This is a genomic window from Oceanobacillus luteolus, from assembly GCF_023715655.1.
GTDB classification, from domain to species: Bacteria; Bacillota; Bacilli; order Bacillales; family Amphibacillaceae; genus Oceanobacillus; species Oceanobacillus luteolus.
Genome location: NZ_JAMBON010000026.1, coordinates 1 through 22,447 on the forward strand (window position 1 = coordinate 1; position 22,447 = coordinate 22,447).

A 22,447-nucleotide genomic window follows, 5' to 3' on the forward strand; every position below is an offset into this window, starting at 1 on the left:
CAACCGCCCATTTAACTTCACTAGAATAAACGTTTTTGCCCACGCAAAAACACCTCCGAATTAGTATTGGTTTGATTATACCATTTCGAAGGTGTTTTTTATTGTCTCATTTTATTGTGTTAGTCTATTTTCGTTTATGGCTTTCCTTCCATTAATGTTCCAACAGTTCAATCGAATAAACACCACGTGATGTCGTCAAAAGAAAACGTGAACCGTCATATTCATAAAGGGCGTCGTCTTCCAGTGGTATTTCAAATTTATCCGATGGCAGGTCTTCAAAGTTGTTCTCCGTCGTTCCAATCTTCCCCGGACCATTCAAATGCAGAGCATAACGGGGTTCATAATCATCTTCATCATGATTTTCCTTTGCATATGAAACTTCGTCCAGATTGATTAATGTTTCGTCAAGGTCACTCATTTCATGTTTCACTACTTTTACCCTTTTCCCACTCCATTGCCGCAATAAATCATTAAATTCTTGTATCGATAAATATCGTTGCTGCTCCATAGTATCTCCTCCTGATTTTACGTTTTCCTTTTTTGGAGATAAACATGCATGAAATTGAGGGCTTAAAAAGGAATGAGAGGAAGAAACATACAGAATTTCAGCCTCATGTTAGCTATCTTATCGATACATTTTATTATAATACTCCGTCCATTTATCTACTCCAGTATCATAATAATGGAGCCATACTTCTACCCCATTATCATAAGCTTCCAGCCAGTTTTTCGATTGATTATCGTATCCATACATCCATATCGCACTGGAGCGGTCATAAAATAACATCCATAAATTCTCCGCTTTTTCCATTTCGCGTTCCTTTACAAGATAATCGATTAATTCCTCTGCTCGTTCAAACTCCAGTTCGGATTTATCCATGATTGAAAAACCATTTTCCTCAGCTAAATCCATCAACTCATTCGAGATTTCTTCAGCATTTTTCATGCCTTCCTGTTGCCATTCTTCCCAAGCTTCTTGTATCCGAGTATATTCATCATGCCAATATTGTTCTAAATCTTGCTGATTCCCTGCATACGTGAAAGTTCCATTACCCGCTTCTGCTACCTCCTCTAATAATTCTCTTGCTTCATCATCAACTTGGAAACCAATAATATTGATGATTGGCTCGATGCCTTTTTCAGTCAACGCTTTAGCAGCGGCCACTGGATCACCATCACATGTCTCGATCCCATCACTTACAACATAGACAATGGCACCGGAAGCAACTTCAGGAATATCTTTTTCCGCTTCTTCCAGCGCAAATCCAATCGGAGTCCAGCCTGCAGGGGTTACGGATTCTAATGACTTAGTAAAGTCCTCATGATTAACTTTGTCATTATAAATTACTTCAGTAGCTTCACAGGACATCTTTTTATCTTGTTCTGTTCCCGAGCCTTCATGGCCATACACACGTAATGAAATCGTACTGTCTTCAGGCAGTGTATCAACGAAGTCTGTGATAGCTTCCTTTGCAGCGTCCATTCTCGTTTTCCCACCATTGTCTGCATTCATACTGCCACTAGCATCCAGTAAAATGGCAAAATGGCTGGAGGAAATCTTCTGTTCTGGTCCGTCCACGTCTTCGTCTGGACTTTCAACTTGAACATCAACTGTCGGGTCAAATTTGACGAAAACTTCCACTTCTTCATGATAATCTTCACGAATCAATTGTAAAATCGCCGACTCCAATACTTCCTCACTGCTATCCATCGGCAGTTCATCCAACAACAATTTAATCTCCTCAAAATCATAATCATCTCCACTGAACATACCTTCTTTCAGCACGAGATCCTGCTCCAGTTCCTCCAATTCCCGTGGGAGATCTTCTAACTGATAAGCTTCGACTTCCTCCTCCCACCAAGCCTTTTGTTCATCTTCCGTTGACTCTTCGGTATTGGTGTCATCCTCTACCGATTCCTCAACTGGGGAAATTTCCTCCTCATCTTCTGCAGAGGCTTCCTCGTCTTCACTGCAACCTGAAATAAACAACATAGTAATCAACAAAAATAGTCCAAACTTCTTCAATTCGACACCTCTTCTTTGATTTACAATTTGTATAAATCATATAAAAGTGAAGATATTTTTCTAGAGGTTTAATACCTATAAAACGCCTATAAAATACGACAACAAGGGCCTTTCGCCTCAGTATTATCGACGGAGTTTAAATATTTGTATTTAATTGGCAAATAAGAAATTAATTATTTTTACCACGAACCACGGATTCTTTGGTAATATAGTATAGTTAGGAAAATTAGAATCAATTGCAAGGGAGTTTTACTTTTTGATCATTACCGAAATCATGACAAAAGACGAATTACTGAAATTGCAAAATCTGCTCCAGGAATCTAAAGAAGATGCTGTACTTTTCGTTGAAGATAAAATACAACTACGATCGAAGAAGAAAAGGATTCAAAAGAAATTCCGCAAAAAAATAATCACTCAACTTTCTTCTATGGAGCAAGCCGTACATACAGATGAAGAAGTAATTGCTGAGCAGCCAGAAGTGGATGTCAGCGGTCTCCCTGTTACCTTCCTATTAGGTTTAGGCAAAGAATATTTTGCTGATTTGGATATCGTCAAGTATTACTATACGAAATCCCAAGAAGCATACTATAAAAACAAGGAACTATTGATTGAAACAATCAATAAAGCAATCCAAGAGGAAACTTCTTCTGTACGGAAAGAAATTATCACGAAAGTTGAAGAAAAGAAAAAGTAACAATTTGAGGTGTATGCTGCCTCAAATTGTTATTTTTTTGCCTTGAGGGCGTTACTAATAAAATTAAAATAATAACAAAAGCTATGGACGAATGATTTGATATGAAGGAAGTGCTTCTATGAAAAGGCGTTTGTTTATCATAGCAATTATACTTTGTACCACCCTAGCTCCACTCATCATAAGTGCTCACGTAAAATGGTTTACAGAAGAGCCGGCGGTAAAAGAAGATATCACAACAATCTTATCACCATTCTTTATTTCATTCGCTTTGCTTGTCGCCATTGTTTTAGCTGCAATTCCTCAAATACTTCCTCGAATTCCGGTACTTCAAATGGTGCTTTGATCCCCCAAAGAGATGCACTCTTGAAGCCAAACTTCGGATAATATTCGGGATGCCCCAAAACAATAACTGAAAGATACCCAAGTTCTTTCGCTTTTCTTAATGCCTCGGAGATCAAAAGGCCGCCGATTCCTTTATTTTGCTTCTCCGGTAAAACAGATACGGGAGCAAGAGCAAGTGATTCCACCGTTTTTCCGTCATTTTTTCTAATTTGTATTTTCGACAAAAGGATATGCCCGACTAACTTATTGGTTTCCGGCTCTGTTGCCACAATGGAAAGCTCTGGTAAGAAGCCTTCCGAATTTCTAATTCGGGAAACTAACAGATGTTCATTTTTATCACTTAACTCCGCATTGGCAAAAGCTTGCTCCACAACCTGTTCAGTTGCATTATAATCATTTGGAGTTTCTTGCCTGATGTTAACGTTCATAAAATCAACCCTCTTTCATCCAAGAAAATCTTTCAAGGCAGCAAACTGCTCCCTGGCATCATTCTGGCCTAACTCGTAAAGTTCCTCTAACCTTTCCCTATTACGTTCCATCCTCCCGACGGGCAAAGAAACACTTGGTCTTAGTACAAATACATTACCGGCCTTTTCCTGCTCATTTATGTATTCTACTGTCGCGTTATAATGTTTATATCGCTCGCGTAATAACTCACTAATTTTTGGATGGCGTTTATATTTCAATACTGATGACAATTTGCTTGGACGTTTAAAATAACCTTCAGGCTTCGTGAGGATAACCACATTTTTTTGGTAGCCATCCCCTTCCGCTTTTTTTACAGGTATTGGATCTACGATGCCACCATCCAACAAATGCTTGCCCTTATACTCTACACTCGATGACACAAACGGTAAGGAACTGGAAGCACGAAGGAGCTTGACGAGATCATCTCCCTGTTGCGATTTATCAAAGTATACAGGCTCCCCTGTTTCACAATCTGTCGTAACAATGACGAACTCCTCCGGGCTCTCCCGAAATGCCTCCATATCAAACGGTACAAGCTTATTCGGGATTTCATCAAAAATAAAATCCATGCCAAATATTTCCCGTTTCCTAATATAATTTGAAAATGAAATATAGCGTTTATCATCTATGTATCCAAGATTCACTTTTTTATTTCTACCTTTTTGCCTTGATAGATAGGATGCACCCATACAAGCTCCAGCTGAAACCCCAATGATATAAGGGAAATATAAATCCTGTTCCATAAAATATTCAAGAACACCAGCTGTATATAACCCGCGCATTCCTCCGCCTTCAAGCACTAGTCCTGCATTAATCATCGACCATTTCCTCTCTTTTTTTGCATTCATTTCCATTATTGAATATCATTATTCTAACAAAGCCGCTTAGCATTTGAAAATTTATGGATTACATCGACTCGAGAGGAGCGATTCATGTATGATTAAACTAAAGCGAATTTATGATGAACCGGCCGAGACAGATGGAGTTCGTATATTGGTGGACCGTCTCTGGCCGCGGGGGATATCAAAAGAGGAAGCAAAGCTCGACCATTGGCTAAAAGAAATCGGACCTACAAACGAACTGCGAAAGTCTTTTCATCATAATGAACTGGGTTTTACAGCATTTAAAGAAAAGTATCTTCAAGAATTGACCTCAGGGAAACAAAAAGAAGCACTCGAGGAATTAAAAAGAATCTATAACTCCGAGGAGAAAGTTACACTTTTATTTGCCGCGAAAAATGAGGAAAATAATCAGGCCAGGATATTGAAAGAAATGATTGAGCATGATAATGAAAATATTTCAGATTCCTAAAGTAAATGACAGGATCAAAGGAGAATGCATGTATGAATGAATACGGTACACTACTTAAGAAAGATGGGCGTTATTCTTTACGATTTGAACGGTTTTTTCCGCTTCAACGAGAAGATGTCTTCCGCGTAATAACAGACCCTGAAGCCTTCAAGCAATGGTATCCTTTTGCCACTGGAGAAATGGATGTGAAACTTGGCGGAAAAATAGCTTTCGACGATGGGGAAGGATCGACATATGAAGGCATTATCACTGAATTAGATCCACCCCATGAATTCGGTTTTGATGAGGTTGGTGACTTAGTAAACATAACCATACAGGAAGAGGATGAAGGCAGCCGATTAATTTTCATCCATATTTTCGATGATGATTCTTGGGCGGTACAAACTGCTGCAGGTTGGCACCGTTGTCTCGATGCACTGAGTCAAATCATTAATGGGGAAAAAGTAGAGTGGAAAGATAACGCAGCTGCATTACGAGAAATATATAGTAAAGCCTTTGATAAGGAATAATAATGTCACTAGCTAAAGGGTGCTTTCAACAGGAGGAGCACCCTTCGTTTTATCTCTATCACGTGATATCACCCCCTCTTCCACACTTTTCGGTAATCGATCCTTCCATTACTATCAAGGGTCATATTTACAAAAAGGTGATCATTAGATTCATAAACGATATGTGAGCGATGGGTCAAAAAACGAATCACATGATGATCTGTCAAATAGTCCTCGATTTTCTTGTAGTACATCATGCGCTCCACGTCATCGTCCGTTCCTTTGATATTCTCCAGCTGTTCCAGTATAAATTGTTGCATATCTGGCTCTAAACAATTAAATATCGGAATCCTTTTCGATGTTAAAGTAGCAATTAAGGAAAGCAGCCGGTCTTCTCCGAGGGCAACACCAGATACGATTAAATCGTACCGTTCAAGCACTTGCCTTTCCTTAAGATCATTCACATCTACGGCTTCAACTTTAGCTTGAATGCCGATTTGATTCAGCTGTTGTTTTAGTATTTCAGCTTCCCGAAGATGATTTACCCCTTCACGGATTTGTTGTGCGGCAATCTTAATTTCCCCAGCAAACGTCACCTTACTAAAATCATGAGAAGGTGGTCGTTTCCCACTTCTCTCCGTCAGAAAACTATCCGCTACTCTCTCCCCAGGTAGACAAAATTCTTCTGGTCGGATCATTCGATATATTTTTTCTCGCAAACCCTCATTCTGTAGGAGGCCAGATTTCCGGCAATTAAACATAATAAAATCTGCACCCTCCTCTATCCTCTCTACCGCTTTCCACGAGGCATCGGGAGGACTTAATAAAATCGGGACAGAAACATCCGATGGAAAAGGAGTTTTTATAATTTCAATATGATCCAACCAAGGTCGGTACCCGTAGTAATCCTTGAAAACTTCCAATATGATCATTTCATCGTCATGCCGAACCAATTGATATGGCCCACAACCGATAGGGAAATCCTGAAAATTGGATGAATCAATAATATCCATCGGAATGATGGATGCTTTTAAACTAGCCAAATATCGCGGAAACAAATAATTGATTTCTTGCAGTTGAAATTCCACGACATATTTTGATTGACATAGAATTTGATCGATGGTTTGCAACGGCGCTTCTATCGGCATCATACGAGTAAGGCTAGCCTTCACATCTTCACTCGTCAATTCTTTACCATGATGGAACAGGACACCTTTTCGCAAATAAAAGGTCCAGGTTTTTCCATCCTCACTTTCAAAATGATGGGCAATCTGCGGAACAACCTGTCTCGTTTCAGCATCAAAGTCTACCAAACGGTCAAAGATTTGCTTCACCATATGGGCATCATGCCTGGAAATCGCATGGAGCGGATCCATCACCAGCCTTGTTTCATAGAATGGATAGCGCAATATATCGAGATCCTCTTCACTCTTATTGATGCTGGCTATATAACTTGTCATCCATTCCTGAAATTGGAGCTGAATTCTTCCTTCCATTTTTTCCAGCATCGCAAATCCTTCTTTATACTGTCCCTTCCGGATATACTGCTTCGCCTCTTCCAATTCAAGTTCATCTAAAGAGTAGTTTAATACGATGCTTGGCTTCTTTCCCCTTCCTCGTTGAATAGACCATGTGATATAGCCTTCGTTATCCAGATAACGAACAACCGTCTTGACATGACGCTCTGAACAATCCAATATCTCTGCAAGATCCTTAATTGTAGTCTCATATGTTTTATGTATGGTAAAAATTTGTTCATTCTTTTTAAATGATTACTATATTTCATATTTACCTCCAAAAAGGTGAACTGCTAATCTTCATAAAATTCACTTTATGTTGCTCTTTTTCTATCATACACTTTGATTAGAAACAGAACAATCAACGTTCGGGGTGAGGATATGGAAAATAGAGAAGTTCATGAAGAAACACAGACACTATGGAAAAATAAAAATTTCCTATTAATCTGGGGAGGTAATGTCGTCTCCAGCTTAGGTTTTCAAATTTATAGTATTGCAATTCCGTTATTAATCTACAGTATGAGCCAATCCGCCATAGCGATGAGTGCTATGCGAGCAATTGAATTTCTACCGAATATTTTTATAGGTATGATTGCCGGAGTGCTTGTCGACCGATTCAATCGGAAAAAAATGATGCAATGGACGAGTTTTATCCAATTTGCCTGTGTGCTCGGCATTGTACTGTTGCTCCTTGTCAGTCAGCTTGAACTTTGGCATTTGTACATCTTAGGCTTTATCCTTTCCTGTGCAGGCTACACGTTTGGAAATGCGAGCCACTCGATTATCCCGCAGATTGTGGAAAAAGAGCAGCTTACATCAGCTAATGCCAAGCTGACCTTTATGAGCACCATCGTTCAAACAGCTGGACCAGGAATGGCCGGAGCATTCCTTGCTGCTTTTTCTTTTACGTCGACATTCGCCCTGTATTTATTTTGCCTGCTTATTTTATTGCTGTGCATCCGTTCCATTAAATTGCCTTCTGCTGCAAAAGAAACGAGCAGACAAACCGGTATTTGGACAGAAATGAAAGAGGGGCTGGTAGAATTATTCCAGAATAAAACATTACTCACTCCGACGATTACAGTCTTATTTGTCAATTTTGCTGCGAGTCTTGTCATTGGCGTCCTCGTTTTTTACGTCACCGATCAACTCGGGGCGACCGAGGCAGAAGTCGGACTGATGTTTACGATTTCTGCTGCAGGAGGACTGATTGGGGCGGCTTTCATCAGCCAAATCCGGAAAAAGTTCGGTAGAGGAAATATTTATACCTTTTGCTTGTTGATTGATGTGATTGGCATCACGAGCTTAATCTTTGCGCCAACATGGTGGACAATCGGAATTGCCCTTGGCATCCGTACATTTTCCACCACATTATCTAACATTGTTTATTTTACAATCCGGCAAGAATTCACGCCGAATCATTTGCTTGGCAGAGTAGCCGGGACTTCTTCCATGCTTATGAAGTTAACCCTTCCACTCGGGTTATTAATTGCAGGCCTCTGGGCCGAGTGGTTGCCAATTCCTATTTTATTTGCCATCTCATCGTGCATCTTGTTCATATTGTTTATTCGCCTTTTTTTCCACCCGTTTCGTAAGCTCGTATAAAAAATCGGGTTAGGAGGAGTCACCTTCTAACCCGATGAATGTTAAACTTGAGCATAAAACATGTGAGATTGAGCATTTTTGCTGTGAACTTGAGCATTTATTTGTAAATCTGAGCATTTTCACCATCGACTTGAGCATTTCAACTCAACATCCCGCATCACTGCTTCCGATGCTTTTCCCAAAACTCCATCATCTCTTCTTTACTGATTTCCCGATGTACTTCATGCAGCATCCAAACATAACCAAATGGATCGGTAAAAATTGCATTCGAAAGCCCCATCTCAGGTATTTCAGTGACGACTTGTATTTCCGTACATCCCGCTTCCATTGCCTGTTTGTATGTATCCTTAATGTTAGGGACTGTTACATTTACCCAACTCGTTTTCGAATCTTCCGGCTTTGGAGCAATCAAATGAAATTGCGGATTTTCATCCAAAAGATGAAAACGAACACCATATAAAGTAAAGATGACTTCATTTTCACCACGCGAAAAGTCCGTTACTTCTTCACGTTCAATATCAAAAATCCTCTCATACAATTCCAGAGCCTTAATACTATCCGGCACCACCATATCCAGTTCTACTCCGACCATTAAGAGTCACTCCTTCGTAAATTAATTGGCTTCCTTATTATAACTCAATTAACCCTCATAATGTCTCTGGTCACAGCTTCCCTCTCTATTCTTCGATTTATTCCTATGAACATTAGAATTTTTCCCGTTCATACAGCATACGTTTGTAATAAGGACAAGCATCATGCTCATTCATCCTAGTAACTATAATCAAAGGAGAGGAATTTAATATGAGGTACAAAAATCCGAACACGGAAGGTGCAGTCGTTCATTTCAAGGTTCGGTATGATAACTATATTGGAGGCGAATATCGTCAGCCGGTTAAAGGGATGTATTTCGAAAATGTCAGTCCGGTAACAGGAGAAGCGTTCTGTGAAATTGCACGGTCGACGAAGGAAGATGTGGACCTGGCTGTTCAAGCAGCGACGGAAGCAAAAGATACTTGGGGCAAAACGTCGGTTGCCGAACGGGCAAATATATTAAATGAGATCGCCAGGCGCATGGAAGAAAATATGGAGAAGCTCGCTGTTGCAGAGAGTTGGGATAATGGAAAAGCGGTCCGGGAACCGTTAGCAGCAGACTTGCCATTGGCAATCGATCATTTCCGTTATTTTGCAAGTGCGATTCGCGCGCAGGAAGGCGGCATCAGCCAAATCGACAATGATACGGTAGCTTATCATTTCCATGAGCCGCTTGGAGTCGTTGGACAAATCATTCCTTGGAACTTCCCACTCTTGATGGCGACTTGGAAATTAGCTCCGGCACTTGCTACCGGAAACTGTGTCGTATTAAAACCAGCGGAACAAACACCTGCATCAATTCATGTTCTGCTTGAGTTGATTCATGACCTATTACCACCGGGAGTACTCAACGTAGTAAATGGCTTTGGACTCGAAGCAGGAAAACCGCTTGCCACACATCCTGGCATTCAAAAGGTCGCTTTCACTGGTGAAACGACTACTGGCCGACTCATCATGCAATATGCGTCAGAGAATATCATTCCAGTAACTTTAGAACTCGGCGGAAAATCTCCGAATATCTTTTTTGAAGATGTGTTCGATCAGGATGACGGATTCCTCGATAAAGCGGTGGAAGGATTTACAATGTTCGCGTTAAACCAAGGAGAAGTTTGTACTTGTCCTTCCCGCGCTTTGATTCATGAATCGATTTATGATGAATTTATGGACCGGGCTATTGCACGCGTGAAAGAAATTAAGATTGGTCACCCACTCGATACAACAACAATGATGGGTGCTCAAGCTTCAACCGAGCAAATGGAAAAAATCACTTCCTACCTCGATATCGGAAAACAAGAAGGCGCGGAAGTTCTTCATGGCGGCAATGTGAATCGTCTCGAAGGAGAACTTTCAAACGGTTATTATGTAGAGCCGACTATCTTCAAAGGAAACAATAAAATGCGGATTTTCCAAGAAGAAATTTTCGGTCCTGTAGTTTCCGTAACAACATTCAAAGATAAAGAAGAAGCACTGGAGATTGCGAACGACACACTGTACGGACTAGGTGCCGGGGTTTGGACACGTAATATTAATACAGCATACCGTTTCGGACGTGAGATTCAAGCCGGACGTGTCTGGACGAACACGTATCATCAATACCCTGCCCACGCAGCATTCGGAGGCTATAAAAAGTCAGGAATCGGTCGGGAAAACCATGCAATGATGCTCTCCCACTACCAGCAAACGAAGAACTTGCTGATCAGCTATAGTGAAGGGCCTGCTGGATTGTTCTAATAGAAGGAAAGGAGCTAATTCCACGAAAGATTAGCTCCTTTTTTGCATAGGTTACTAGCAAGGAGGGATTGCGATGGTTGAACGTGTGATTGCAACAGATACCGCATTGCAGTTAATCGATAAGCTGAAATATATCCATGGGCCACTCATGTTTCATCAATCTGGCGGCTGTTGTGATGGAAGCTCGCCGATGTGTTATCCACGTGATGAATTCCGTACCGGAGAATCAGATGTTTTACTCGGTAAAATTGGCGACACACCCTTTTACATGTCAAAAGACCAATATGAATACTGGAAACATACTCAATTGATCATTGATGTCGTCGATGGCAGAGGCGGTATGTTTTCCTTGGAAGGTCCTGAAGGGAAGCGTTTTTTAACACGCTCAAGGGTATTTACGGAGGAAGAAAGAAAAGAGTTAGCTCTCTAATATTCTATAAGAACCTGTATCCGGGCCCTTAACCCAAGAGGGCCCTGCTAATTTATAATAACTTCCTTATGAAAGTTATGAGCAGCCCAGTTTCCTTCCATTTCAAATAATTCATAGACTGTTTCCTGGTCCTGTGGTGGTTCATTCACCCATTCCAGTAGCCTCCTGACAACAGATGTTTTCTCAGGGAAATACTTTATAAAGACTTCCGCCTGTTCAGCAAGGCGTGTCGTCCATATTTGCGAGCGTACCATCACCATGGAATAATAGGTTCGAATCAGTTTACGGGAAAAGTTTTGCACAACTGTATGCCACTCTTTCTCAGAAGCCTTATTTAAATTTTCCAGCGTTCTAGCAAGCACGTCACCAATATCTCCGTTAAAACTAATTGCGATTTCAGCTGATAAATTATACGGACCAAATTGCTCCCCTACGTCTTCACCGAATACACAAACAGATATTTCCTTAATAAAGGCATTTTCATAATAATTCTTCGGATCCATGATATCTTGATAATTCGCAACTGCTATTCCGACATCACGAACCAAGGATTCATATTGGGCAGATAACCCTTGAGCAAGCTCCTTTAACACAGACTTCTCTCTCGAACTTAGTTCACCATGAAACATCGCGATGACATCCAAGTCCGATTTAGAAATTACCGCATCTCCTCTGGGCACACTTCCGTACACATAAACACTGTGAAGCTGATATTGAAATAACACTCGAAGACGTTCAACAGAATCCCTAATGCAAGGCAGGAAAACAGGATTTATCTTCTCCACACTTACATCACTTATAATATATCCTTGATTGTCAAGACCATACCCAGCTTTTAACCTTGTCATTGTGAATGACTCCCCTCTTCCGTACAGATCATAACCCTACATATTCCAAATAATTCCCATACCCTTTGACGATCGACAATCCATCCTGTACCAATCCATTCCAAATTTCCGCATCCAAAGCAAATGGACCGGTCGCCTGCAGTTCAGCAATTCGTCTTTCAGAGATGACAGTTTCATAATATGTTTCCTCTAATCTCACGATAAAATGATAATCTGCCAATTTCATAATGTTCACCGCATAGTTTCCGTCCCATTCCAGAAGTTGCCGCTCTATTCCCTCACCAACAAATAGCAGGAAGTCTTCACTCTCATAATTTTTGGCAATCATTCCTCTAATCCATCCACTCGTATTCATCTTATTCTATTCCTCCTTTAATTTTCCTGGAGGATAACAAAAAGAACGCCCTTTGCTGCATACGGAGTGCAACAAAGGGCGAAAGTTTTCCGTTCCTCTTGTTATCATCCAAAGCAGTTTCGCTTTGCTGGGTGGAGCACCTTACTTGTTCGAGCAGGTTGCTGTGAAGTCATCGAGCCAGTTCTCTCATTCACTCTTGATAACTGATTAAGTTGTAATTATGTTTTATCACAAGATTCACAGTTTGTAAAGTTCTTGAATAACACGATTCATTCGAAATAAAATGATTTCAATCACGAATTTCATCTCTTAACCTGTTATAATAAGTATAACTTTTATATGAATTTATCAATCTGAATTCGAAAGGTGAGCTGCTATTTAGATGGGCCAAATGAACGTAATTGCAAAACGTATTATAATTGGAATACTTATCGTTATTGGTATACTTATTACATATTTTTATTTCTCACAAATCTCCCCGATTCTGCTGGCATTTTTACTCGCTTTGATTTTTGAGCCATTTGTCCGTTTTCTGATGAAGCGATTTAAATGGCAAAAACGAATATTACCCGTACTCATCACCTTTCTTTCCTTTTTAGTTCTTAGCGGACTGTTGATTTATTTTACTGTCGTCGTTGTATTTGATATTCTCTACAGCTGGGCATTTCAGATTCCTAGCTATGCGGTGGAAATACAGAAATTCATCGAAACAAATATTGAAAGCTTCTATCTCTTTCTCCAGGAAGTACCGATGGCGGATGTGATCATTGAAGAATTGGAGGCTCTGTCTTCTGACTTCATGCAGACTGCTTTAAGTATCACCACCTCTATTATTACTGGGATTGGCTCCTTTGTACAAAGTATGGTGTCTGCGATTCCAAATTTGATTTTTGTATCGCTTTTCTTCTTGATTGCTCTTTTTTTATTCAGCTTGGAATTACCAAGAGTGAAGAAAATCTTCTGGAGTTGGTTCAGCTCTGATCTATCCAAAAAGCTTCAAGTCGTTTCTAAGCGGATGGGTGAAGTGTTTCTCGGGTACTGGAAAGCACAGTTCATTTTGAGTGTCGGTGTATTCATTTTATGTTATATCAGCCTCAAATTTATCGCACCTGGATCCGCCTTGATCATGTCGATAGTTATTTGGGTGGTCGACATCATTCCGCTCTATGTCGGTCCAGCTTTGGTCCTTGTACCATGGGGAATATTTGCAATGATTCTCGGAAATACATTTACAGGAATCCAGCTTCTCGTGCTGACGGTTGTATTACTTGTTCTGCGCCGGATCATTGAACCGAAAGTATTGGGTGACTCTATTGGGTTAGCTGCCCTTCCAACGGTTTTATCGATGTATTTTGGATATGTATTCGGAGGCATACTCGGGTTGATTTTCGGGCCATTCGTCTATATCGCATTTCAAACAGCAAAAGAAGCTGGTCTGTTCAAACTTACTGCTAAAGCGGATCAATCAGGCATAAAACCTGATTAATCCGCTCTTTTACTTTCGATATACATCTACTTTATTGGAATCAACAGAAATTCGATACTGATTGGAAGTGGTAATCTCCAATGGGTAAACCGCAGATATTTTATCTGAGAAGAACCATTGCCTTCCAGGTTTATTGAGGATGATAAAAATCCCCTTAGATTTCTCTCCCATAAAGTTAAGCGATGTGATGCTGATTGGTTTATCATCCCGTTCATGGATACCAATTTCAATCAATCTATTTCCAACAGTTACAACATCCTCAACTGTAAGGCCAATTTCACTAATATTTAGTACATCTTCTACAGAGAATGGCCCTTCTCCCCTTTCCGAGATAGAATGTCTGGAGATAAACTCTACTACATTACCAGCAGGATCATAAAAATATAAGGCATGGGCATCAGAGTAGGAGAAATAAACTTCATCTTCCCCCTCATTTTCGTTCAATGGCACTCTTTCTTTAACCCATGATTTAGCTTCTTCGAATTTATTTGCAAAAATGTTAAAAGCAAAATGATAATACGGATCACCTTTTACATTTTCTGTTGTGAATTCCAACTCACTAGAGCCTGCTTGGATACGAAATCTATTTTCATCTTCCATTACTAGCGGAAATCCGAAAGTATCTACATAAAATTCTTTCATTTCCCTAATGCTTTTAGTTTGAAGAGTCAATCGTTCTATTTCCATGACAAACCCACCCCTTATCCATCCATACTTTGTATCATCAATGCTTTAACGATTCTTTCTCAACTGCATTCCCTCAATCAAACGAAATAGTTGATTAGTAGTAAACTCTAGGTTTCGATAAGTTGTATCAAAGTCCATCGCCTCATCCAGAGACAAAGGAGCATGTAAGATAGAAAAACAGGCTGTCATCCCTTGTTCATTCAATTGGAAGTTTTCATGATTCACACCGCCAGCGAGGGCAATCACTGGTACACCATGCTTTTTAGCTAGCGCTGCAATGCCGAGTGGAGCTTTTCCCATTGATGTCTGTCCATCCAACATCCCTTCCCCGGTTATCACTATATCCACCTCTTTTACATACGTTTCCATAGCCGTAAATTCCAACACGAGCTCTATTCCGGATTCTAAGCTTGCTTGTAAAAATCCTGCAAATGCTGCACCAAGACCTCCAGCTGCACCTGCTCCTTCAATAGCATGAATATCTATTTCCAAAACATCTTGCACAATATCCGCGAAATGCCGAAGACCTTCATCTAACTGCTCGACCATTTCTTGGGAGGCACCTTTTTGTGGGCCGTACACGTGGGCCGCTCCATTTTCACCGTAGAGATGATTATTCACATCACAGGCTACTTGAAATTGGCACTTATTTAATAATGGATGAACGTTGTCTGTACGAATATGTTCGATCTTTTTCAGCGCCTCTCCTCCTGAGGTCACTTCTAGTAACTGTTCATCCAGAAACTGAAAACCTAACGCTTGCAGCATACCTACACCAGCATCGTTCGTGGAACTGCCACCTAAACCAATGATAAATTTCCGGCAACCTTTTTCCATCGCATCAACTATGAGCTCGCCGACTCCATATGTTGTTGTTTTTAATGGATTTCTTCGCTCAGTTGGTACGAGCGGAAGTCCACAAGCTTCAGCTACCTCTATCATAGCGGTCTTCCCATCCCCAGAAATTCCATATGAAGCGATGACCTTTTCTGTCAATGGCCCTTGTACTTCCTTTTTCACCCATCTACCGTTCGAAGCTTCAATAAGTGCTTCCACCGTCCCTTCCCCACCATCTCCGAGAGGAATTCGATTAATCTCTGCTTCTGGATATACATCATAAATACCTGAAGCTATAGCTTCACTCGCTTTTTTAGAAGTAATGCTGCCCTTGAAAGAATCAATAGCTATCAACACCTTCATATTCTGCCTCCTAACATAGACTATATATTAAAACTGCTCTCAACTCATTCAGCTCCCTATCTGATTTGAATATATACTGGATGAGCCGAACCTTCAAATCAAATTAGCTAGATAACTCTCTATATATCATTACTATCGCTCTAATAGGCAGACCTAAATAGGCAGAATGGCCCCTAGGAAAATAATGGATAGTATAGTTAAATCATAAGAAAGGGAGGGAGAAGTTTGATAGAAACATTATTTAATTATGGGATTCTTTTCGGAGTTGTCATATTTTTTGTGATCATTGTCTCCTTGGTGAGCCGTTCTCGTATACTTTCTTCTCTATTCAAGTTTTTAGGTAAGCTGTTGTTGGTACTGTTGCAGGTTGCTATGCTTGCTGTATTTACTGTCATCATCAGCTTGCTCGTCGGGTTGATCATCTTCATTCACCCGTTGGTATTAGGAGAGCCGCAATTTTTTGCGAATGGAGAAGCGGTTCATCTTCTGGCACCTGAACCTGATGGTTATGGTCTGATGCAATTTGCTTTTACTTATGGAATCATGTACATTATCTTATATTTTATCGCTTTACGATTCCTTGCCAAGACAGGGATCACAAAATTCTTCTATAGCATCGCAAGGAAAATCCGGATGATTTTCCCTTACCGGCGGAGCCACAAATACTTGGAAACAAAACTTGTCGGTACAGCATGCCAGTTGCTCACTACCAGCTGTTTGATCCTATTATATCCACTGGCTATTGCTGGCATGTTTCCACATCTTGAATTGACGATGACAGGTAATGTCGCCATCTTTATTTGTCTATTCATCTTTTCTATGGTTCCACTGCCTGGTTATGCAGATACAAGAGAAGAGAAACAACGACCGTATTTACGGACGGGAACGATAAGAAATAGATTCTAGCACTGATGCATGAAAAGCAGATCAATCCTTTAGATCGATCTGCTTTTCTTCATTCCTGATTACCTATATACCACTTTAAACCGTTCACAGACAATCAACATATCCTCTTCAAATTCTCTTTTTATTCCCTTCAATTCACGTGCAAAAAAATCTTCATGGACCTTCCTCCAATAAGCAAGTGAACGGTCCCCCTCACCCTCCAGATAAGCATGTTCTGCCGAGACTTCATGAAATGGGATCAACTCTATTGATGTCGTTTCGATCATGCCAACCGCTTGTTCCTTACCATTAAGAATCACATTGTGTAATCCCACGTAAGGTAACTCCTCGTTTTCCAATTCGTACAGTAAATGCAATGATGATGTTGCTGTTTTTGTTCCGTCAAAGACCAACTCTGCAAGCTCATCCGCCGATTCTTTAGAATCACCAAATGCCCACGCATCATATGTTTCAGGTGCAGCTGGATTTGTCTTACAGAACTCATTCCACATGTTTATGACCGATTGATTTTTCATATTCATCTACCTTTCTATGCTTTCGACTAATGTTTCCCATTTCTTTTCCAAAGCTTCTTTTTCACTATACATCTCTTGTAATATCTCAACATCCTCAATCTCTAACAGTTTGTCATCCAGTTCATTTATTTTCTTCTCTAAAGCATCTAGTTCTTCCTCTACTTTAAGTCCCGAATCTTTTTGCAACGATGAATTTCGCTGTCTTGGAGCCTGTTTCTTTTCACTGGCACCCAATTCGATTCGATGCTGTCTCTGCTCTTCCATCTTCTCCCTTGCCCATGTATAACTGCCGTCGAAATGATACATTTTCCTATCTTCAAGCCAATAGATCTTCTCAAATAATTTATTCAAGAAATAACGGTCATGAGAGACAGCTAGAATCGTACCATTATAATCCTCCAGCGCTTCTTCCAATACTTCCCGTGAGTCGATATCCAAGTGGTTTGTCGGTTCATCTAAAATCAATAGATTCACATCCTGGTGCATAAGCTGCGCCAATCTTAGCCGCATACGTTCACCACCACTTAAGCCGGAAACTTTTTGAAAAACTGTATGACCATAAAACATGAACTTGGCCAGTATCCCCCTTGCCTCACCTTCAGTCACCTTCACCTTATCCCGGAATGCATCCAATACTGTTTCATCGGCGGCCTCTTGGAAAACATGCTGTGACAAATATCCGATTTTAACATTACTACCGACACGAACCTCGCCCTCGTCAGCCGTCATTTCTCCTAATATCATTTTCAGTATTGTAGATTTTCCTGTACCATTCTGACCGATGATTGCTGCTCGATTTTGATAAACAAGATGCATCGACACATCCTGGAATAATTGCTTATCCCCAAATCTTTTACAGACGTTCCGCAATTGGATGACGTCCTTCCCGCTTCGATCAGAGGCCTCCATTTCCAAGTCCATTTTCTTCCGTTGCATTACTGGGCGATTCAATTTCTCCATTCTTTCTAGCGCTCTTTCCATATTACGCGCCCTTCGATGTAGATCAGCATTCGGTGGATTTGCCCGGTTAGCCCAGTCCCGAAGCCGCTTGATCGCTTCTTTCACCTTCTTGATTTTCTTCTGTTGCTCCTCATAATCTTGGAAAGCCTTTAATAACCTTTTCTCTTTTTCTTCCACAAATCCAGAAAAATTGGTGTGGTACGTCATCAGCTCCCCATCCTCTAAATCAAGTATTTTATCGACCACTTCATCAAGGAAATAGCGGTCATGTGAAATGACGAGGACAGTTCCTTTATAATTCTTTAAAAATTCTTCGAGCCATTCTACAGCCAGTAAATCGAGATGATTCGTTGGTTCATCCAGCAATAACAATTCTGGTTCCTGAAGCAACAGCTGACCGAGTCCGACCTTCGTCTTCTCTCCTCCACTTAAACTGGAAAAAGCTTGATCTATAAAATCGACCATGTCTAACCCGTGAACAATTTTCTCCATACTTGCTTCCATTTCATAGCCGCCTTGTATAGAAAACTGTTCCTGCAGCTTGCCGTATTCGGACACCAATTTTTCCAATTCCTCCGTGTCAGACTCACTTGTCATTCGTTCTTCCATCTTCTTCATTTTATATTCCATGTTAGTTAAATCTGAAAAAGCCCTTTTCAGTACATCCCATGCTGTACCCTGCGACTCTTCCGGAAGCTGTTTCAAATAGCCGATGGAGGCACCCTTTTTCCAATGAATCTTTCCGGCATCGACCAACTCCTCACCTGAAAGCAGACGAAGCAATGTCGTTTTTCCACTTCCGTTCCTTCCCACTAAAGCGACTCTTTCATTTTCTTTTATCTCAAACGATAGATTTTCAAAAATCATGTTACCACCGTACATTTTGGCAATATCGTTTACACTACAAATTATCATTTTTATCCTCCTTCATTGTAAGTACACAAAAAACCATGAGAAGACATACTCCCCATGGTTTATAGATGCTGCAAATCAGCATCAAAATAAAAAGGAGTACATGAAAATGCACTCCTTTTCCAATATAGCTTTTAATCAACAGACGACGGCTATATCCCCTTCAAATACGAGGTGGAGAATTAAAAATCCGTCAATCCTTGATTTCTTTTATGGGTAAAGAGATGTTTCCACTGTTTCAGCTTGCTATTTAGTTGTTAAAAAAGGACACACTTATCCCGTTAACAACCAAACATGCAAATTTTGCACGGACAAAATAAAGAAAATCTTCTACAAATCCATGCACTAAAACAGTATCATTAAACATCCTTTCCCACCTCCGTTCATCAATATAATTACAGTTTACCATTTTCCGAAAGTTTCCACAAGCAGATTATTCATTTGGATTAATCACGAACTCCACTCGACGATTTTTCTGCCTACCATCCTCATCTTCATTTGAAGCAATCGGCCTGGTCAATCCGTAACCGTTCGTCTCAAATGTTAAATGATCAAGGCCACCATTTTCCTGGATATAAACTTCCACCGCTTCTGCCCGTTCTTCCGATAATTTCTGGTTCAACTCTTCGCTGCCTGAGTTATCCGTGTGTCCGTTAATTTGGATGACCGTTCCTTCTTCTACCTTTTCCAATGACCCGAGGAAATCATCAAGAGCCGCTTCTGCCTCTTCCCTTAATTCACTTTCACCAAAATCAAATAAAATATGATCCGGCAGCTGGATTTTCGTTTCTTCCCCATCAACCGTTATCTGGGAATCTTCAGGCAAGTTATAATCAAACTCAGGAAAATTCGGATAAAGTTTTAATTCAATTCCTTTTACCCCTTCTTCATTCTCTATCACTTGCTCGCCTTCCATGTAAGCAAAGTCCTCCCCATAAACATTAAAAGTCTCATCAGGGTCTTGATGGCTATAATTCCCCCATGTTGAAAACTCGATGAAACCAACATCTGTGATAGAGTCATACGGAATCCGCAATAAAAAAGTTCCATCCCGCTTTACGTTATCTTCACTGCTGAACCAATGTTGTGGTAGTGCAGCTTTCTCTGAGGAATAATAAACAGCCCTGACATTCGTTCCTTCTAATAGATTTGATTTTCCTTCCACATATAGATAACGGTGATCATTCGTTACGTCCGTATCAACCCATACTTCCTTTTCTCCGTAGTCAGTCGGAGGATCTGTGTATTCAGGAGCCTCAATCAAATATTCCGTTTCTTCGCCGCCGACTAAAATATAAATTGGAGCGTAAGCCTTATATTTCGTTTCTCCTGATTGATCATATGGATAAATAAATGGCCCTTCCATTTTTTCTCCCTTTTCACCATAGAGTAAGATTGTTTCTTCTGGTTGCATCGACATTTTCACTTCGATCGCCAACTCAATATAACTTTGATCAAAACTTTCCCCAGGTGGAGGAAATTCGAAATGGAAGCTTCCATCACTTTCCACTTTTGCATTCTCTGACCCACAAGCTACACAAATTAGATGTCTTAATGTAAAGGGAGAGCGGTAACGGGTAACTTGAACATTCGTTCCTTCAGGTAAGTTACTTTCTCCTTCTACAATCATGGCATCATCCGTAAGCGTCACTTTTCCTCCTAAAGAAACCTCAGCACTTTGTTCAACCTTTTCCGCGTCTTCTATGTCATCTTCTTCATTTACTTCTGCTGCCACTTCCTCAACTATTTCGCTCTCTTTCGTTGATTCATCCTCAGCAGGTTCCTCCTCTGCTTCCCCCTGACAAGCTGTCAAAAATAAAATAAAAATTAATGCTAAAACGGCTAACCGCTTCACGGCATCATCCCCCCAAACCTAGTCTATCCATATCTTAGGAAAGTTTAAGAGAAAATGAAATAGCTTCAAAGTTCTAAACAAGACAGCCCTCCAGTACGTTTTTCCTGGTTTTCGTTTTGAATAAGGGTTGAAATAACTGCTCCATAAAGAGCATAACGCGAAACATATTTTAATCCTCGAAGGAGCGAAAATACCTTCCCTCCGCCAAATTTGCTATAATATCTATGACAACACAAGAATTAAAGGAGACAGAAATGGATGAAAAAATTTATCAACGCAAACATCTACGGAGACCCAGAGTCTCAAGAAATCCTCATCGAAAATAACCAATTCAAAGCAGTTGGCAATAACTTGGGAGACGCAGACGAAGTAATCGACCTTGAAGGCCGTCTTGTGCTCCCACCATATGTCGATCCCCACCTCCACTTGGATTACATCTTCTCAGGACTTGGCGAAGGAAACGCCAACGTATCCGGTACACTTTTTGAAGGTATCCAGCGCTGGAGCGATAACAAAAAGTCATTAACAGAAGACTTAGTTCGAGAAAGAGCTTTAAAAGGAATCAAAAAAGAAGTAAGTCATGGGGTGCAGTTCATCCGTACTCATGTTGATATTACCGATCCGAATCTGACGGGAATGAAAGCTTTACTTAAACTCCGCGAAGAATTAAAAGATATCGTTACCCTTCAACTTGTCGCCTTCCCTCAAGAAGGATTTTTTCGCTACAAAGGCGCAGAACAATTAATGGAACAAGCATTGGAAATGGGTGCGGATGTCGCTGGAGGTATCCCACATTTTGAGATTTCCTACGAGCACGGTGTGGAGTCTCTGAAACGGATTGTTGACTTGGCAATTAAATATAATGTCATGATTGATATCCACTGTGACGAAAACGATGATCCAAACAGCCGCTTCCTCGAAGTACTAAATGCGCTAGTGATGGAAAAAGACTACGGAGAATATACAACCGCAAGTCATACGACAAGCTTCGGTGCAGTAGAAAACAGTTATGCGAATAAAATGATGGGCTTATTCAGAGAATCAAAAATCAACTTCATCTCTTGTCCTACAGAAAACGCCCACTTACAAGGACGTGGCGACAATTATCCGAAACGCCGTGGTCTCACAAGAGTGAAGGAATTACTCGAAAATGGCAACAACGTCGCATTTGCCCAAGATTCAATCGCAGACTACTGGTATCCATTAGGTAACGGAAACATGATGAACATCCTAGATAACGGAATCCATTTGGCACATTACACCCATATCGATGAAATCAATAAAGCATTCGACCTCATCACGTATAATGGCGCGAATATTATGCGGGTCAACGATGAGTACGGAATTGAAGCAGGCAAACCAGCGAACTTTATCGTACTGGATGCAAAGGATGCTTATGAAGCGATTCGAGAGCGTGCCGAAGTGTTAGCTTCTGTCCGTAACGGAGAATACTTATTTAAACGCGAACCGAGAAAAAATGATGTTGAAATTGACTTCTTAAAATAAAAATAAAAAAATCC

23 protein-coding genes and 1 riboswitch are annotated in these 22,447 nt (G+C 40.5%); of the genes, 9 read left to right on the top strand and 14 right to left on the bottom strand.

All coding sequences use genetic code 11. The features are described from left to right. Window positions 1-151: 151 nt before the first annotated feature. Both ymzB and M3210_RS13775 read right to left on the bottom strand, forming a co-directional pair. Window positions 152-508, bottom strand: a complete 357-nt coding sequence (ymzB, locus tag M3210_RS13770; RefSeq protein ID WP_251515540.1) for a protein YmzB — start codon at window positions 506-508, stop codon at window positions 152-154. A gap of 117 nt (window positions 509-625) precedes the next feature. Next, window positions 626-2,026, bottom strand: coding sequence for a vWA domain-containing protein (locus tag M3210_RS13775; protein ID WP_251515543.1), 1,401 nt, complete (start codon window positions 2,024-2,026; stop codon window positions 626-628). Between the two features lie 256 nt (window positions 2,027-2,282). On the opposite strand from M3210_RS13775, the gene M3210_RS13780 reads away from it, so the two are divergent. Next, window positions 2,283-2,720, top strand: a complete 438-nt coding sequence (locus M3210_RS13780) for a hypothetical protein (protein ID WP_251515546.1) — start codon at window positions 2,283-2,285, stop codon at window positions 2,718-2,720. A 254-nt stretch (window positions 2,721-2,974) separates the two neighbouring features. Here the strand turns inward: M3210_RS13780 and M3210_RS13785 are convergent, their stop codons facing one another. Both M3210_RS13785 and M3210_RS13790 read right to left on the bottom strand, forming a co-directional pair. Next, a complete protein-coding gene (locus M3210_RS13785; protein WP_251515555.1) occupies window positions 2,975-3,490 on the bottom strand; it encodes a GNAT family N-acetyltransferase in 516 nt (171 codons plus the stop codon). Between the two features lie 15 nt (window positions 3,491-3,505). After that, window positions 3,506-4,348, bottom strand: coding sequence for a patatin-like phospholipase family protein (locus M3210_RS13790; RefSeq protein ID WP_251515616.1), 843 nt, complete (start codon window positions 4,346-4,348; stop codon window positions 3,506-3,508). Between the two features lie 118 nt (window positions 4,349-4,466). On the opposite strand from M3210_RS13790, the gene M3210_RS13795 reads away from it, so the two are divergent. Together M3210_RS13795 and M3210_RS13800 are read left to right on the top strand one after the other, a co-directional pair. Next, a complete protein-coding gene (locus M3210_RS13795; RefSeq protein WP_251515556.1) occupies window positions 4,467-4,841 on the top strand; it encodes a DUF488 domain-containing protein in 375 nt (124 codons plus the stop codon). A 32-nt stretch (window positions 4,842-4,873) separates the two neighbouring features. Next, entirely contained in the window at window positions 4,874-5,350 is a 477-nt protein-coding gene (locus M3210_RS13800) for an SRPBCC family protein (protein WP_251515557.1), read from the top strand. A gap of 68 nt (window positions 5,351-5,418) precedes the next feature. On the opposite strand, the gene M3210_RS13805 is transcribed toward M3210_RS13800, so the two are convergent. After that, complete coding sequence (locus tag M3210_RS13805) at window positions 5,419-7,080, bottom strand: ABC transporter substrate-binding protein (protein WP_349774366.1); 1,662 nt, start codon at window positions 7,078-7,080, stop codon at window positions 5,419-5,421. Between the two features lie 108 nt (window positions 7,081-7,188). On the opposite strand from M3210_RS13805, the gene M3210_RS13810 reads away from it, so the two are divergent. Next, the gene (locus M3210_RS13810; RefSeq protein ID WP_285853792.1) at window positions 7,189-8,451 is read left to right on the top strand and encodes an MFS transporter; all 1,263 of its coding nucleotides are present in this window, start codon (window positions 7,189-7,191) and stop codon (window positions 8,449-8,451) included. A gap of 157 nt (window positions 8,452-8,608) precedes the next feature. Here the strand turns inward: M3210_RS13810 and M3210_RS13815 are convergent, their stop codons facing one another. After that, the gene (locus M3210_RS13815; protein WP_251515560.1) at window positions 8,609-9,043 is read right to left on the bottom strand and encodes a VOC family protein; all 435 of its coding nucleotides are present in this window, start codon (window positions 9,041-9,043) and stop codon (window positions 8,609-8,611) included. Between the two features lie 209 nt (window positions 9,044-9,252). Between M3210_RS13815 and adh the strand changes: the two genes are divergently transcribed. Beyond that, complete coding sequence (adh, locus tag M3210_RS13820; RefSeq protein ID WP_251515561.1) at window positions 9,253-10,773, top strand: aldehyde dehydrogenase; 1,521 nt, start codon at window positions 9,253-9,255, stop codon at window positions 10,771-10,773. A 73-nt stretch (window positions 10,774-10,846) separates the two neighbouring features. After that, complete coding sequence (locus tag M3210_RS13825) at window positions 10,847-11,203, top strand: DUF779 domain-containing protein (protein WP_251515562.1); 357 nt, start codon at window positions 10,847-10,849, stop codon at window positions 11,201-11,203. Window positions 11,204-11,250: 47 nt separating this feature from the next. Here the strand turns inward: M3210_RS13825 and M3210_RS13830 are convergent, their stop codons facing one another. Together M3210_RS13830 and M3210_RS13835 are read right to left on the bottom strand one after the other, a co-directional pair. After that, window positions 11,251-12,051, bottom strand: coding sequence for a nucleotidyltransferase domain-containing protein (locus M3210_RS13830; protein WP_251515563.1), 801 nt, complete (start codon window positions 12,049-12,051; stop codon window positions 11,251-11,253). 28 nt (window positions 12,052-12,079) lie between these two features. Then, window positions 12,080-12,406, bottom strand: a complete 327-nt coding sequence (locus tag M3210_RS13835; protein WP_251515564.1) for a hypothetical protein — start codon at window positions 12,404-12,406, stop codon at window positions 12,080-12,082. A gap of 98 nt (window positions 12,407-12,504) precedes the next feature. After that, a riboswitch (SAM riboswitch) is annotated at window positions 12,505-12,612 on the bottom strand. A gap of 176 nt (window positions 12,613-12,788) precedes the next feature. Here M3210_RS13835 and ytvI point away from each other — a divergent pair. After that, complete coding sequence (gene ytvI, locus M3210_RS13840; RefSeq protein WP_251515565.1) at window positions 12,789-13,892, top strand: sporulation integral membrane protein YtvI; 1,104 nt, start codon at window positions 12,789-12,791, stop codon at window positions 13,890-13,892. 9 nt (window positions 13,893-13,901) lie between these two features. Here the strand turns inward: ytvI and M3210_RS13845 are convergent, their stop codons facing one another. Beyond that, window positions 13,902-14,579, bottom strand: coding sequence for a VOC family protein (locus M3210_RS13845; RefSeq protein ID WP_251515566.1), 678 nt, complete (start codon window positions 14,577-14,579; stop codon window positions 13,902-13,904). A gap of 45 nt (window positions 14,580-14,624) precedes the next feature. Next, on the bottom strand, window positions 14,625-15,779 hold the full coding sequence (locus M3210_RS13850) for a glycerate kinase family protein (RefSeq protein WP_251515568.1): 1,155 nt from the start codon (window positions 15,777-15,779) through the stop codon (window positions 14,625-14,627). A 225-nt stretch (window positions 15,780-16,004) separates the two neighbouring features. Here M3210_RS13850 and M3210_RS13855 point away from each other — a divergent pair, with 225 nt between their 5' ends. Next, entirely contained in the window at window positions 16,005-16,685 is a 681-nt protein-coding gene (locus M3210_RS13855) for a hypothetical protein (protein WP_251515569.1), read from the top strand. 59 nt (window positions 16,686-16,744) lie between these two features. Here the strand turns inward: M3210_RS13855 and M3210_RS13860 are convergent, their stop codons facing one another. From M3210_RS13860 to M3210_RS20615, 4 genes are all read right to left on the bottom strand, one after another. Beyond that, the gene (locus tag M3210_RS13860) at window positions 16,745-17,200 is read right to left on the bottom strand and encodes an ASCH domain-containing protein (RefSeq protein WP_251515570.1); all 456 of its coding nucleotides are present in this window, start codon (window positions 17,198-17,200) and stop codon (window positions 16,745-16,747) included. Between the two features lie 6 nt (window positions 17,201-17,206). Then, window positions 17,207-19,075: a ribosomal protection-like ABC-F family protein gene (gene abc-f / locus M3210_RS13865; RefSeq protein ID WP_251515571.1), complete on the bottom strand. Its 1,869-nt coding sequence runs from the start codon at window positions 19,073-19,075 to the stop codon at window positions 17,207-17,209. Between the two features lie 247 nt (window positions 19,076-19,322). Further along, the gene (locus M3210_RS20480) at window positions 19,323-19,481 is read right to left on the bottom strand and encodes an RAxF-45 family protein (protein WP_349774365.1); all 159 of its coding nucleotides are present in this window, start codon (window positions 19,479-19,481) and stop codon (window positions 19,323-19,325) included. 24 nt (window positions 19,482-19,505) lie between these two features. Beyond that, a complete protein-coding gene (locus tag M3210_RS20615) occupies window positions 19,506-20,927 on the bottom strand; it encodes an OmpA family protein (RefSeq protein WP_251515572.1) in 1,422 nt (473 codons plus the stop codon). A 258-nt stretch (window positions 20,928-21,185) separates the two neighbouring features. On the opposite strand from M3210_RS20615, the gene M3210_RS13875 reads away from it, so the two are divergent. After that, window positions 21,186-22,433 carry an amidohydrolase family protein gene (locus M3210_RS13875; protein ID WP_251515573.1) on the top strand — a complete coding sequence of 416 codons (1,248 nt, stop codon included), beginning with the start codon at window positions 21,186-21,188 and terminating at the stop codon, window positions 22,431-22,433. The last annotated feature ends 14 nt before the right edge of the window (window positions 22,434-22,447 follow it).